A 12678-nucleotide genomic window follows, 5' to 3' on the forward strand; every position below is an offset into this window, starting at 1 on the left:
CATTCGATCAGGGGAAGTTGACTTTAATGATCGCTGCGATAGGATTTTCTGATGGCCAACGTGACGATGCGCCAGCTCAGATATTTCGACGCGCTGGCGCGTCACGGCCATTTCGGCCGCGCGGCGGAGGCAAGCTCGATCTCCCAGCCGGCCCTGTCGATGCAGATCAAGGAACTGGAGGAGGCGCTTGGCGGCCTGCTGCTGGAGCGCAGCGCCCGGCAGGTGGCGCTGACCCGGTTCGGCGAGGAGCTCGCACCGCGCGTCCGCGACATCCTGCGCTCGGTCGATGAGCTTGGCGATTTCGCGCGCGCCTCGCAGGACCGGTTTGCGGGCCGGCTGCGGATCGGCATGATCCCGACGATCGCGCCCTATCTGCTGCCGAAGATCACCAAGAATCTCACGCGCATGCATCCGGAGCTCGACATCCGCGTGCGCGAGACGATGACGCCGCGGCTGATCCAGGAACTGGTCGAAGGCCGGCTCGACACGGCCATCGTCGCACTGCCGGTGTCCGAGCCTTCGCTCACCGAAGTCGCGCTGTTCGACGAAAAATTCCTGCTGGTGCGGCCGGGCTCCGACGAAGGCACACCGGTGCCATCGCGCGAGATGATGCGCGAGATGCGGCTGCTGCTGCTTGAAGAAGGGCACTGCTTCCGCGATCAGGCGCTGTCGTTCTGCAACATGCAATCGGCGCCGCCGCGCGAGATGCTGGATGCGAATTCGCTGTCGACGCTGGTCCAGATGGTCAGCGCCGGAATCGGCGTCACCTTGATCCCGGAAATGGCGGTGTCGGTGGAGACGCGATCGGCCTCGGTCTCGCTGTCGCGCTTCCGCGATCCCGAGCCCTCGCGCACCATCGGCATGGTCTGGCGCAAGACCAGCCCGCTGGCGCGGCAGCTGCTGCAGATCTCCGAGGTGGTGTGCCTGTCGGCCGGCAAGGCGCGCCCGCGGCAAGCCACGCGCGGCCAACGTGGGTAGGCGGGAATTTTCCTGAATAGCCGGGATCATTCAAGCGAGCCCCGGCGCAAGGCGGCAGATCGAACTGAGAGCACCAATGTCTGATCCCGTCATCCGTCCCGCGCGCACCGACGAATATGACGAGATCGGCCGCGTCTGGATGGAAAGCTGGGCCTCGACCGGCCTCGCCGAGGCGAGCGAGTTCCTGCTGGCAAATCTGCGCGCACGCATCAGGCGCGAGATCGAGAACGGCTGGAGCCTGTTCGTCGCCGACGACAACGGCACGATCGCCGCCATGCTGGCGCTGCATCTGCCAAAACTCTATCTCGACATGCTTTTCGTCGGGCCCGCCTACCAGGGGCAATCGCTCGGACGGCAATTGCTCGCCTTCACCCGCACGGAAATGCCCGACGAGATGCACCTGCGCTGCGTGCGCGAGAACGAAAAAGCCTGGCGCTGGTACGAACGCGAAGGCTTTGTGTTCGAGAAGGAAGAGATCGAGCCGTCGAATGGGTTCGTGATGAAGTATTATCGGTGGAAGCGGTAGCGGCCCACCGAATAGACGGCGACCTCCGGGTGCAGCTTGCGGTTGTCGCGATCCCACCCTAGTGTGGCGCGTCCGATGACCTCCCGCCTCTGATCCTTGGAATCCATGTTTCGACTTGCTGCCCCGGTGCTCATCCTGCTGTCCTTCCTGACTTCGGCAGCAGCGCAAACCCCTCCCGCAACCACCGCTCCCGCCGCTCAGACCGCACCATCGGCAAAGCCGACAGCCAAGAAAGCGACGGCGAAGGCGACGCCGAAGCCTGCGGAGTCGGCGACTGCCGGTCCTTGCGGCGCCGGCGTGATTGCGGGGACCGGGGACATCTTCGTCGTCCAGAAGATCGGTTTGACCGTGTTCGGCAACGACTATGCCGAAGTCCCGGTATCCTGGGGCCTTGACGATCTTGTCTTTGCGCGGGTGCGGGCCGCAGCAGGCAACACGCCGGTGCGACGGATCACTTATGCCAAGGGTGCACTCGATTCCTGCTACCACCCCAAATCCGGCCTGTTTCGCAATCAGCGCGAGGAGCAGTCGAACCTGATCCGGCAGGTCGCGCCACTGCTGGTTGCGAACGCTATCTCGTCGTCATGCGCAGCGAAGGACAGCTTGACGGGACCAATCAGTCGCTCAGCGGCGTCGGCATCTTCAGCCGGGGTGTCGGTCTCATCTCATATGCATATGTCTTCTCCTATATCGGCGTGACGTGGGTCGACGGCCGCACCTTCGAAATCATGAAAGGCCCCGCCGTAACGTTCGAAGGTGTCATGAAGCATATGGCTGACAACTTCGTTTCGAACGAGCTTTTGCAGAAGGTGGACAAGTCCATGTTTCCGGAGACGGCCGCGGACTCCGCCAACAACACCGCCCTGCGCGACACCACCCGCGACTTTCTGACCAAACGGCTGGACAAGATCTTGCCGCCGTATTTCGCGCAATAAGGCGCGTTGGCGTACGACGATGAATCTGCTTGCCGGCGCATTGGTATCATACGCGCTGCTGTCGCCGACAGGCGGGCAGGTGCAACCGGCGCCAAAGCCGGAAGTGGTCAAGCCCGCGATCAGGAAACCGGCAGGCGTCAAGCCAAGCGGACCGGTTGAAAGCGGCCCGTGCCAAATCGGCGTGATACCGGTCGGCGGTGACCTATTCGTGGTCGAGAAGTTTGGGCCTTTCACGTTCATGGACAAACGTGCGCGGGTCTCGATTGCGGCGTGGGCACTCGACGACCTCGTCGTCTCGCGCGTTCGCGCCGCTGCGGCCGGCAGTTCCGTGAAGAGAATCCCCTACACCGTCGAAGAGCTCAAGTCCGGTGGTCGCGAAAAGCAGCATCCGTTTTTTTACAGCGCAGCGACCGACATCGGAAACTTCGTTCGCTTCCTCGCGCCCAAACTGCGGTGTGAGCGCTACATCGTCGTCCACCGGAATCACGGAACGCATCGGGAATCCGGCATCGGTATCTCACAATACCCTTACGGTGGGCCAGTCCATCTCTTCGCGATGATGTACATCCGGGTCTATGACGGTACCACCTTCGCGTTGATCAAGGAGGCACCCGCCTTGATGACCGAGGACACGTATGTAGAGCGCTTGCTGCACAATCCGCTCGGCGGTCCGTCAAGCGAGCTGGATCGCGCGATGTTTCCGGAGAAGCCGGCGGACGCAGTCAACAACCCGGTGCTGCGCGACGGGGTACGCACGATGCTGACGAAGAGTCTCGACAAGACGCTGCCGGCCCTGCTGCAACGTCCGTCGCCGTCACGTTGACCAAGATATCGCTCGCAGAACGGCGCATCCATCTAGGCATAGTGCGTTGCGCATCGGGCGCAAACACGCAATGAATCTGCCCTCGCCCGCCGTTACGCCAATGGAAAGTTCTCGCCATGATCAAGCTCTATTGGTCACCCCGCTCGCGCTCGTTCACGACGCTCTGGCTGATGGAAGAGAGCGGCCTGCCCTATGAGCGCGTGCTGACCGACATCTCGACCGGCGCGCAGAAGGCGCCGGATTTCCTCAAGGTCAATCCGATGGGCAAGGTGCCGGCGCTCGCCGACGGCGATGCCGCGCTCGGCGAGGCCGCCGCGATCTGCGCCTACATCGCCGACCGCTATCCCGAAGCGAAGCTCGCGCCCGCGGTAACCGATCCGCGTCGTGCGCGCTATTTGCAATGGCTGTTCTTTTCGCCTGGCTGCATCGAGCCTGCCATCATCCAGATCTTCACCAAGATCGAGATCCCGACCTCGACGGCGGCCTGGGGCAGCGCCACGCAGGTGTTCGACGTGCTGGAAGCTGCGCTCGCGAAGGGACCGTGGATCCTCGGCGAGGAATTTTCCGCCGCCGACATCACGGTCGGCTCCGGCCTGAATTTTGCGGTGCGCCTGTTCAAGATGGTGCCGTCCCGCCCGGCGTTCGATGCCTATCTCGCGCGCTGCATGGCGCGGCCGGCGTTCCAGCGTGCAGAGCAGATCGCCGCGGGATAAACCAACTCTCGTAGGGTGGGCAAAGCGGAGCGTGCCCACCACGTCTTTCTGCGGTCATGGAGAGATGGTGGGCACGGCGCTCTGCGCCTTTGCCCACCCTACGAAATCACTCTGACGCCTTCAGATCGTCCGGCCTTGGCATCAGGACGATGTTGTAGCCGGAATCGACATAGTGGATCTCGCCGGTCACGCCGCCGGAGAGATCCGACAACAGATACAGCGCCGAGCCGCCGAGCTCGTCGAGCGTGACGCCGCGGCGGAGCGGCGAATGTTTTTGCATGAAGCCGAACATCGCACGCGCCTCGCCGATGCCCGAGCCGGCGAGCGTACGGATGGGGCCTGCGGAGATGGCGTTGACGCGGATGCCGCGCGGTCCGAAATCGGAGGCGAGGTAGCGCACGGAGGCCTCCAGCGCCGCCTTGGCGACGCCCATCACGTTGTAGTTCGGCATCGCGCGCTCCGAGGCGCCGAAGGTCAGCGTGATCATGCTGCCGCCCTCCGTCATCAGCTCGGCGGCACGCTTTGCCACCTCCGTGAACGAGAAGCAGGAGATCACCATGGTGCGCGAAAAGTTCTCGCGGCTGGTGTCGGCGTAGCGGCCCTTCAGCTCGTTCTTGTCGGCAAAGCCGATGGCGTGGATGACGAAATCGAGCTTGCCCCATTTCTCGCGCAGCACGGCGAAGGTCGCATCAACGCTGGCAATGTCCTCGACGTCGCAAGGCAGCACCAATTCCACGCCGAGCTGCTCCGCCAACGGCTTGACGCGCTTGCCCAGTGCCTCGCCCTGGAAGGTGAAGGCAAGCTCGGCACCGTGGGCATGCAGCGCCTTCGCCATGCCCCAGGCGATCGAATGATCATTGGCGATGCCCATGATCAGACCGCGCTTGCCTTTCATCAGTCCTTCCATTGCCCAGCGGCTCCCATCATTCCGACGTCATCGCCCGCGCAGGCGGGCGATCCAGTATTCCAGAGACAGCAGTTATAGGCCGAGATGCCGCGGCGTACTGGATGCCCCGCTTTCGCGGAGCATGACAGAGTGCTGGGCTCACACATCCAGCCGGCTGAACACCAGCGTGGCGTTGGTGCCGCCGAAGCCGAAGGAGTTCGACAGCACGGTGCCGATCTTGACGTTGTCGATGCGCTTGCGCACGATCGGCATGTCGGCGAACACGGGATCGAGCTCCTGGATGTGAGCGCTCTCGCAGATGAAGCCGTTGTTCATCATGAGCAGCGAGTAGATCGCCTCCTGCACACCGGTCGCACCGAGCGAATGGCCGGTCAGCGCCTTGGTCGCCGAGATCGGCGGGCACTTCTCGCCGGCACCGAACACCCTGCGGAGCGCGTCGATCTCCGGCGGATCGCCTGCTGGCGTCGAGGTCGCGTGCGGATTGATGTAGTCGACCTTGGTCTTCACCGTCGACATCGCCATGCGCATGCAGCGCTCGGCGCCTTCACCGGAGGGCGCGACCATATCGTAACCGTCCGACGTCGCGCCGTAGCCGACGATCTCGCCGTAAATGCGCGCGCCGCGCGCCTTGGCATGTTCGAGCTCTTCCAGCACCAGCACGCCGGCGCCGCCGGCAATCACGAAGCCGTCGCGGTTGACGTCATAGGGACGCGAGGCGGTGGCGGGCGTATCGTTGTACTTCGACGACATCGCGCCCATGGCGTCGAACAGCACCGAGAGGGACCAGTCCAGCTCCTCGCAGCCGCCGGCGAAAATGATGTCCTGCTTGCCGATCTGGATCGTCTCATAGGCGTTGCCGACGCAATGGTTCGACGTCGCGCAGGCCGAGGAGATCGAATAGTTCACGCCCTTGATCTTGAACCACGTCGCGAGCGTCGCGGAGGCCGTGGACGACATCGCCTTCGGCACGGCAAACGGTCCGACGCGCTTCGGCCCCTTGGTGCGGGTGATGTCGGCGGATTCGACGATAGTGCGGGCCGACGGGCCGCCGGAACCCATGATGATGCCGGTGCGGATGTTGGAGATTTCTTCGGGCGACAGACCGGAGTCCTGGATCGCCTGCTCCATCGCGATGTGATTCCACCCCGCGCCCTGGCCGAGGAAGCGCATCGCACGCCGGTCGACAACCGTCGCGGGATCGATCGTCGGCGCACCTTGCACCTGCGAACGGAAGCCGAGTTCGGCATATTTTTCAGCCCGCGTAATGCCTGACTTCGCCTCGTGAAGGCTCGCAAGCACTTCCTGGGTGTTGTTTCCGATGGACGAGACGATACCCATCCCGGTGACCACAACCCGCCTCATGACAGCCTCGCCTAAATCATTGTCTTTCTTGGTGATGCGCTCAGCCCAGGCTCACGCCCTGCTTGAACAGGCCGACCTTCAGATCCTTCGCGCGATAGATAATCTGGTCATCGACCGAAAGCCATCCGTCGGCGATGCCGAGCACCAGCTTTGAACGCATCACGCGCTTGATATCGATGTTGTACACAACCTTACGGGCCTCGGGCAGCACCTGGCCGCTGAACTTCAGCTCGTTCAGGCCAAGCGCGCGGCCACGCCCTTCACCGCCGCTCCAGCCCAAATAAAAGCCGACCATCTGCCACAGCGCATCGAGGCCGAGGCAGCCGGGCATGACCGGGTCGTTCTTGAAGTGGCAGCCGAAGAACCAGAGGTCGGGCTTCACGTCGAGCTCGGCCCGCACCATTCCCTTGCCGAACTCGCCGCCATTGTCGTTGATTTCCGCGATGCGGTCGAACATGAGCATCGGCGGCAGCGGCAGCTGGGCATTACCCGGGCCGAACATTTCGCCGCGGCCACATGCCAGCAGATCTTCGTATTCGTAGCCGTTGCGCCTGTTCAGCATGCGGAAGCCTCTGTTCAAATCCCGATTGAGCGGCGTTTCTGGCGAAAATGGGCCCCGTTTCGTTCGGAAAGCCGCGCCAATTCCCGTCATCAGGCGCGACTGCCACGAGCCAGGATGGACTGCGGGCCGGGCCTCAATGCCCGGCTGCGCCATAATCGGCCAAGCGGAACCGCGGGCTCTCTAACACAGGCATTTCGGGTGGCAAAGCGATCTCATGAAGGTAAAGTGACCACCTGCTCGCCCGGTTCCATTTCTCATTAGAACCTCTCTAGTTGCGAGAAACTTGCATCTGCATCTATCTGTCCATATATTGCATATAGATGCAGTGTCCACGCGTGCCCGAAATCTGGAAATGAGCGAGAATCCCGCGCCCCATCACGACGACGACGTCCATTCCGCCGCCCTCCTGTCCGGCCGCCAGCCGGCGTTGACCGGCTGCCCGTGGCACGACGTCAACGAAATGCTCCAGTCCGCGGGGCTTCGTCCGACGCGCCAGCGCATGGCGCTCGGCTGGCTCCTGTTCGGCAAGGGTGCTCGCCACCTCACGGCTGAAATGCTCTATGAGGAGGCGACGCTGGCCAAGGTGCCGGTGTCGCTCGCGACCGTCTACAACACGCTGAACCAGCTGACCGATGCCGGCCTGCTGCGCCAGGTCAGCGTCGACGGCACCAAGACCTATTTCGACACCAACGTCACCACCCACCACCATTATTACCTCGAGAACAGCCACGAGCTGGTCGATATCGAGGATCCGCATCTGGCACTGTCCAAGATGCCGGAGGTGCCCGAGGGTTACGAGATCGCGCGCATCGACATGGTCGTGCGCCTGCGCAAGAAGCGCTGAATATCCAACATTGTTGAGTTGATCGTCATGGCCGGGCTTGTCCCGGCCATTGCTATTTGCACGGTCATTCCTGAATGGTCCGAAGGACCAGGCCCGGAATCTCGAGATCCCGGGTTCGATGCTTGCGCATCGCCCCGGGATGACGCCTACGGCGTCAGTTGACCTGCTCGTCCGAATAGACGCCCCAGAGGCGCTCCTGCTGGATCCAGCCGTCAAAGCCGTTGCCGGTGACGCGACACCAGTTTGCAGTGCACTTCTTGACCTGCGTGACGACGCCGGCCTGGAGCTTGGCCGCAACCGCGCTGTCAGGATCGGCCCGGTCGTAGATCGGCGCGAGCTCGTCCTTGTGTTTCATGGTGACGACCGCGGTGCGGCGGCCCGACAGCAGCGAATGATAGACCCAGCCCTCGGCGCCTTCGGAATCGCGCACCCGGCGCCAGTTCTCGAACTCGGCGGTGATTTCGACCGGCAGGCCGGCGCGGGTGTAGACCCAGGCGACGTCATTGTCCTTGGTCGGGCCGGCGCGGACGTTCACGTGGTCCGATTTGAGGCTGACATAACGCGGCACCGGCAGGCCGCTCGCGGTCTGGGGGGTGCTGTCCTTCGCCGAATGGGAGGGGCTGACCGAGGCGCTCAACCAGGTGCAAACGAGCGCCATCACCGAACAAAAACGCCCCAACGCCATCAACCCGTCTCCTGTCGAGGGCCCCGCCGCGCCGGGCCCTCACCCTAAATTCCGAACCTGCCGCGCAAGCCCCTCGCCAGTGTTCCCGAAGCCTTAACCCGTGGTTCTTGTCTTGGCCCGGCCTTCTGCTAGAGAGGACGGACACTTGAACAACCAGTTTGCCCCGATTTTCCAGCCGGAAATGTCGGGAGAGCTTGAAGGAAGCGCCGGGGACGACACGGCAAAGGCAGTGTCGAACAACCGGGTTAATGAGGCCTCAACGGCCGGCCTTTGGTAACAGAGGCGGCTTGCGGCGCCTCATGAGGGCATGACATGTCGGTGAAGAAAAAGCCCCTCGTGGTGGTGACGCGCAAGCTGCCGGACTCGATCGAGACCCGGATGCGCGAGCTGTTCGACGCGCGGATCAATCTCGAGGACACACCGATGTCGGCCGAGCAGATCGCCGAGGCCGCGCGCACCGCCGACGTGCTGGTTCCGACCGTCACCGACCACATCACCGCCGACATCGTCAACCAGCCCGACTGCAAGCTCCGCCTGATCGCCAATTTCGGCAACGGCGTCGACAACATCGACGTCGAGGCCGCGCATGCCCGCGGCATCACCGTCACCAACACACCAAAAGTTCTGACCGAAGACACCGCCGACATGACCATGGCGCTGATCCTGGCGGTGCCGCGCCGGATGATCGAAGGCGCCTCGATCCTGACCGAAGGAAAGCCCTGGCCCGGCTGGTCGCCGACCTGGATGCTCGGCCACCGCATCGGCGGCAAGCGTCTCGGCATCATCGGCATGGGCCGCATCGGCCAGGCGGTCGCGCGCCGTGCCCGCGCCTTCGGCCTCCAGATCCACTATCACAACCGTCGCCCCGTGGCCCCGAAGATCGCCGAAGAGTTAGGGGCTACCTATTGGGAAAGCCTCGACCAGATGCTGGCGCGGATGGACATCATCTCGGTGAACTGTCCGCACACGCCGGCGACCTATCATCTGCTGTCGGCGCGGCGGCTGAAGCTGATCCGCAAGGACGCCTACATCGTCAACACCGCGCGCGGCGAGGTGACCGACGAGGACACGCTGATCAAGCTGATCGAGGGCGGCGAGATCGGCGGCGCGGGCCTCGACGTCTACGAGCACGAGCCCGCGGTCAATCCAAAGCTGGTGCGGCTCGCCAAGGCCGGCAAGGTGACGCTGCTGCCGCATATGGGCTCGGCCACGATCGAGGGCCGCGTCGAGATGGGCGAGAAGGTGATCATCAACATCCGCACCTTCCTCGACGCGCACAAGCCGCCGGACCGCGTACTGCCGAGCATGCTCTGAGGTTTATTTGCCGCGCGTTTCGCGCTTGCGCCAATCCGCGACGAAATCGATGAACGCGCGTAGCGCGGGCGGCGTCTGGCGCCGGCTCGGATAGTACAGGAACGGGCCCGGAAACGGCTCGCACCAATCTTCCATCAAGCTGACCAGCGCGCCGGACCTCACCGCGTCATGGACGTAGCCATCGAGCGTCGCCCAGATACCGGCGCCGTCGAGCGCAGCGCGCATGGCAAGGCCCATGTTGGTCGAGATCAGCTTTGCGGGCGGATCGACCTTCACGATCTGGCCAGCCTTCTCGAACTCCAGATCATGCATGACGCCGCTCGAGTAGCGGGCGCGGATGCAGTCATGGTCGAGCAGATCCTTCGGATGCTTCGGCGTGCCGCGGCGCGCGATGTACGCAGGCGATGCGACGACGACATAGGTCTGCGGACCGCTCAGCGGGATCGCCACCATGTCCTGCGCGAGGTGCTCGCCATAACGCACGCCGGCATCGTAGCCCGCGCTGACGATGTCGACGAAGCCGCTTTCGGAAACGATGTCGAGATCGACCTGCGGGTAGGTCGCGAGAAACGGCCCGACCATCGGCGCCAGCACGAGGTCCACCGCCGGCGGCGGCGCGTTGATGCGCAGGCGGCCCGAGGCCACCTCGCGCAAGCCGCGGACCTGATCCAGGGCATCGCCGACATCGCGCAGCGCCGGAGCGATGCGGGACAACAGCAGCTCGCCCGCCTCGGTCAGCGCGACGCTGCGGGTGGTGCGGTTCATCAGGCGGACGCCAAGGCGCTCCTCCAGATCCCGCAGCCGCTGGCTAAGGCTCGACACCGACACGCGAATTTCGACCGCCGCACGCCGGAAATTGCGGGTGCGGGCAACCGCCACGAAGACGTCGAGATCACGCAGATCGGGCTCGGTCATTGTTCGCTATGATGAACAAGCTATTCTGGATTGTCCAGCTTATCGGCCTAATCGGTCAGGCGCATATCTGGCCTCGTCACGCGGCGCGATCAGCCTGCCGCCTTTTGAGGAGAGCCATCATGGAACAGCGCAAACTCGGTTCAACCGGTCCGACCGTCTCCGCCCTTGGTCTCGGCTGCATGGGCATGTCGGAGGTCTATGGCCCCGCCGACCGCGGCGAAAGCATCGCCACGGTCCATGCGGCGCTCGATGCCGGCATCACGCTGCTCGACACCGGCGATTTCTACGCCATGGGCCACAATGAAATGCTGGTGCGCGAGGCCCTGAAGGATGTGTCGCGCGAAAAAGTGCAGATCAGCGTGAAGTTCGGCGCGCTGCGCGGTCCCGCCGGCGAATTCTCCGGCATGGACACAAGGCCGGCCGCGACCAAAAACTTCCTCGCCTATTCGCTCCAACGCCTCGGCACCGACTACATCGACGTCTACCGTCCCGCGCGTCTCGATCCCAACGTCCCGATCGAAGAGACCATCGGCGGCCTCGCCGATCTCGTGAAGGCCGGCTACATCAGGCATATCGGCCTGTCCGAGGTCGGCTCCGACACCATCCGCCGCGCGCACGCCATGCATCCGATTGCCGATCTCCAGATCGAATATTCGTTGATTGAGCGCGGCATCGAACGCGGCATCCTCAAGACCTGCCGCGAACTCGGCATCGGCATCACCGCTTACGGCGTGCTGGCGCGCGGCCTGATCAGCGGCCATTGGTCGAAGGACTCCGGCAAGACCGGCAGGGATTACCGGCTGATGACGCCGCGCTTCCAGGGCGCAAATCTCGACGCCAATCTCGCGCTGGTGGAATCCCTGCGGGCGATCGCCGCAGAGATCGGCGCAACGCCGGCGCAGGTCGCAATCGCCTGGGTGGCGGCTCAAGGCAAGGAGATCGTGCCGCTGGTCGGCGCACGCACGCGCAACCGTCTCACCGAAGCGCTCGGCGCGGCGAAGGTAACGCTGACGCCGGCTCATCTCGCGGCGCTTGCAAAAGCATTTCCGCCCGACGTCGCTTCCGGCACGCGCTACGCGGCCGAGCAGATGGCGCATCTCGACAGCGAGAAGCCGGCCACGCGGTAGCGGCGGCGATCAGGTGCGATGGGCGCTGAGATCGGTGATCACAGGCCCATCGCCGTTGAGCGGATTGGCCGGATCGCGCGCGTAGCGCAGCGTCTCGAAGCGCATCGCGCGCGCGTCGATCATCAGGAGGCGGCCGACGAGGCCGTCGCCGAAGCCGACGATCTCGCGGATCGCCTCCAGCGCCATCATCGAGCCCATCACGCCAGCAAGCGCGCCCATGACGCCGGCCTCGGCGCAGGCAGGCACCGTGCCGGGCGGCGGCGCTTCCGGAAACAGGCAGCGATAGGTCGGATTGAACACGCCCTGCTCGTTCTTCTCATGCGCGCGGATGGTGGTGAGCGAGCCGTCGAAGGTACCGAGCGCCGCCGTGATCAGCGGCCGCTTCGCGAAGAAGCAGGCGTCCGAGACCAGATAACGCGTCGAGAAATTGTCGGAGCCGTCGAGCACGAGATCGTAGTCTCCGATCATGCTCAGCGCATTGTCGGCATTGAGCCAGGTGGCGTGGCCGACGAAGCGGACATGCGGATTGAGCGCGGAGATCCGCTCGGCCGCGCTCTCGACCTTGTGCCGGCCGATATCGGGCGTCGTATGGATCACCTGGCGCTGGAGGTTTGACAGCGAGACCACGTCGTCATCGACCACGCCGAGCGTGCCGACGCCGGCGGCCGCCAGATACATCAGCGCGGGCGCGCCGAGCCCGCCGGCGCCGATCACCAGCACGGAGGCCCGCTTCAGCGCGGCCTGACCCGGCCCGCCGACATCGCGCAGCACGATATGGCGGGCATAGCGTTCCAGTTCGTCCGGGCTCAGCATCGTCGTCCTTCGTTCTCTCAAACCCTCATGGTGAGGAGGCGCAAAGCGCCGTCTCGAACCATGAAGGCCTCGATCTCGCCTGCAGCCATCCTTCGAGACGCGGCCTTCGACCGCTCCTCAGGATGAGGACCTGGGTGTGTGGCTCAGCTCTTTGCCTGAACCACCCCAACATTG

At 64.1% G+C, this 12678-nt stretch carries 15 protein-coding genes; 9 read left to right on the forward strand and 6 right to left on the reverse strand.

Annotated features, from left to right (window positions below; all coding sequences use genetic code 11):
- The first annotated feature begins 51 nt into the window (after nt 1-51).
- The 6 genes from AB7531_RS00310 to AB7531_RS00335 all read left to right on the forward strand — a co-directional run bounded on the left by AB7531_RS00310 (nt 52) and on the right by AB7531_RS00335 (nt 3975).
- Nucleotides 52-978, forward strand: coding sequence for a hydrogen peroxide-inducible genes activator (locus tag AB7531_RS00310; protein WP_028150571.1), 927 nt, complete (start codon nt 52-54; stop codon nt 976-978).
- A gap of 76 nt (nt 979-1054) precedes the next feature.
- Nucleotides 1055-1504 (forward strand): N-acetyltransferase family protein, encoded by a 450-nt coding sequence (locus AB7531_RS00315; protein WP_441279816.1) that lies wholly within the window; start codon nt 1055-1057, stop codon nt 1502-1504.
- A 126-nt stretch (nt 1505-1630) separates the two neighbouring features.
- Complete coding sequence (locus AB7531_RS00320; RefSeq protein ID WP_441279817.1) at nt 1631-2203, forward strand: hypothetical protein; 573 nt, start codon at nt 1631-1633, stop codon at nt 2201-2203.
- Nucleotides 2200-2439 carry a hypothetical protein gene (locus tag AB7531_RS00325; protein WP_245328512.1) on the forward strand — a complete coding sequence of 80 codons (240 nt, stop codon included), beginning with the start codon at nt 2200-2202 and terminating at the stop codon, nt 2437-2439. The genes AB7531_RS00320 and AB7531_RS00325 overlap by 4 nt, the downstream gene beginning before the upstream one ends.
- A gap of 19 nt (nt 2440-2458) precedes the next feature.
- Entirely contained in the window at nt 2459-3262 is an 804-nt protein-coding gene (locus AB7531_RS00330) for a hypothetical protein (protein WP_063980145.1), read from the forward strand.
- Between the two features lie 116 nt (nt 3263-3378).
- Complete coding sequence (locus AB7531_RS00335; protein ID WP_063980146.1) at nt 3379-3975, forward strand: glutathione S-transferase family protein; 597 nt, start codon at nt 3379-3381, stop codon at nt 3973-3975.
- Nucleotides 3976-4081: 106 nt separating this feature from the next.
- Here the strand turns inward: AB7531_RS00335 and fabI are convergent, their stop codons facing one another.
- The 3 genes from fabI to fabA form a co-directional block, all read right to left on the reverse strand.
- A complete protein-coding gene (gene fabI, locus AB7531_RS00340) occupies nt 4082-4882 on the reverse strand; it encodes an enoyl-ACP reductase FabI (protein WP_231143732.1) in 801 nt (266 codons plus the stop codon).
- 138 nt (nt 4883-5020) lie between these two features.
- Entirely contained in the window at nt 5021-6244 is a 1224-nt protein-coding gene (gene fabB / locus AB7531_RS00345) for a beta-ketoacyl-ACP synthase I (RefSeq protein WP_063980148.1), read from the reverse strand.
- A gap of 40 nt (nt 6245-6284) precedes the next feature.
- Nucleotides 6285-6806, reverse strand: a complete 522-nt coding sequence (gene fabA, locus AB7531_RS00350) for a bifunctional 3-hydroxydecanoyl-ACP dehydratase/trans-2-decenoyl-ACP isomerase (RefSeq protein WP_063980149.1) — start codon at nt 6804-6806, stop codon at nt 6285-6287.
- A 352-nt stretch (nt 6807-7158) separates the two neighbouring features.
- On the opposite strand from fabA, the gene irrA reads away from it, so the two are divergent.
- The gene (gene irrA / locus AB7531_RS00355; protein ID WP_063980150.1) at nt 7159-7650 is read left to right on the forward strand and encodes an iron response transcriptional regulator IrrA; all 492 of its coding nucleotides are present in this window, start codon (nt 7159-7161) and stop codon (nt 7648-7650) included.
- 154 nt (nt 7651-7804) lie between these two features.
- On the opposite strand, the gene AB7531_RS00360 is transcribed toward irrA, so the two are convergent.
- Nucleotides 7805-8335 carry an SH3 domain-containing protein gene (locus tag AB7531_RS00360; protein WP_039155120.1) on the reverse strand — a complete coding sequence of 177 codons (531 nt, stop codon included), beginning with the start codon at nt 8333-8335 and terminating at the stop codon, nt 7805-7807.
- 312 nt (nt 8336-8647) lie between these two features.
- Between AB7531_RS00360 and AB7531_RS00365 the strand changes: the two genes are divergently transcribed.
- A complete protein-coding gene (locus AB7531_RS00365) occupies nt 8648-9649 on the forward strand; it encodes a 2-hydroxyacid dehydrogenase (protein ID WP_028149823.1) in 1002 nt (333 codons plus the stop codon).
- 3 nt (nt 9650-9652) lie between these two features.
- Here the strand turns inward: AB7531_RS00365 and AB7531_RS00370 are convergent, their stop codons facing one another.
- The gene (locus AB7531_RS00370) at nt 9653-10564 is read right to left on the reverse strand and encodes a LysR family transcriptional regulator (RefSeq protein WP_063980151.1); all 912 of its coding nucleotides are present in this window, start codon (nt 10562-10564) and stop codon (nt 9653-9655) included.
- Between the two features lie 119 nt (nt 10565-10683).
- Here AB7531_RS00370 and AB7531_RS00375 point away from each other — a divergent pair, with 119 nt between their 5' ends.
- Complete coding sequence (locus AB7531_RS00375) at nt 10684-11691, forward strand: aldo/keto reductase (RefSeq protein ID WP_063980152.1); 1008 nt, start codon at nt 10684-10686, stop codon at nt 11689-11691.
- A gap of 9 nt (nt 11692-11700) precedes the next feature.
- On the opposite strand, the gene AB7531_RS00380 is transcribed toward AB7531_RS00375, so the two are convergent.
- Complete coding sequence (locus AB7531_RS00380) at nt 11701-12504, reverse strand: HesA/MoeB/ThiF family protein (RefSeq protein ID WP_039155124.1); 804 nt, start codon at nt 12502-12504, stop codon at nt 11701-11703.
- Nucleotides 12505-12678: the final 174 nt, after the last annotated feature.

Origin of the sequence: Bradyrhizobium sp. 63_E2_N1_3, from assembly GCF_052076005.1 — a bacterium.
GTDB lineage: Bacteria > Pseudomonadota > Alphaproteobacteria > Rhizobiales > Xanthobacteraceae > Bradyrhizobium > Bradyrhizobium barranii.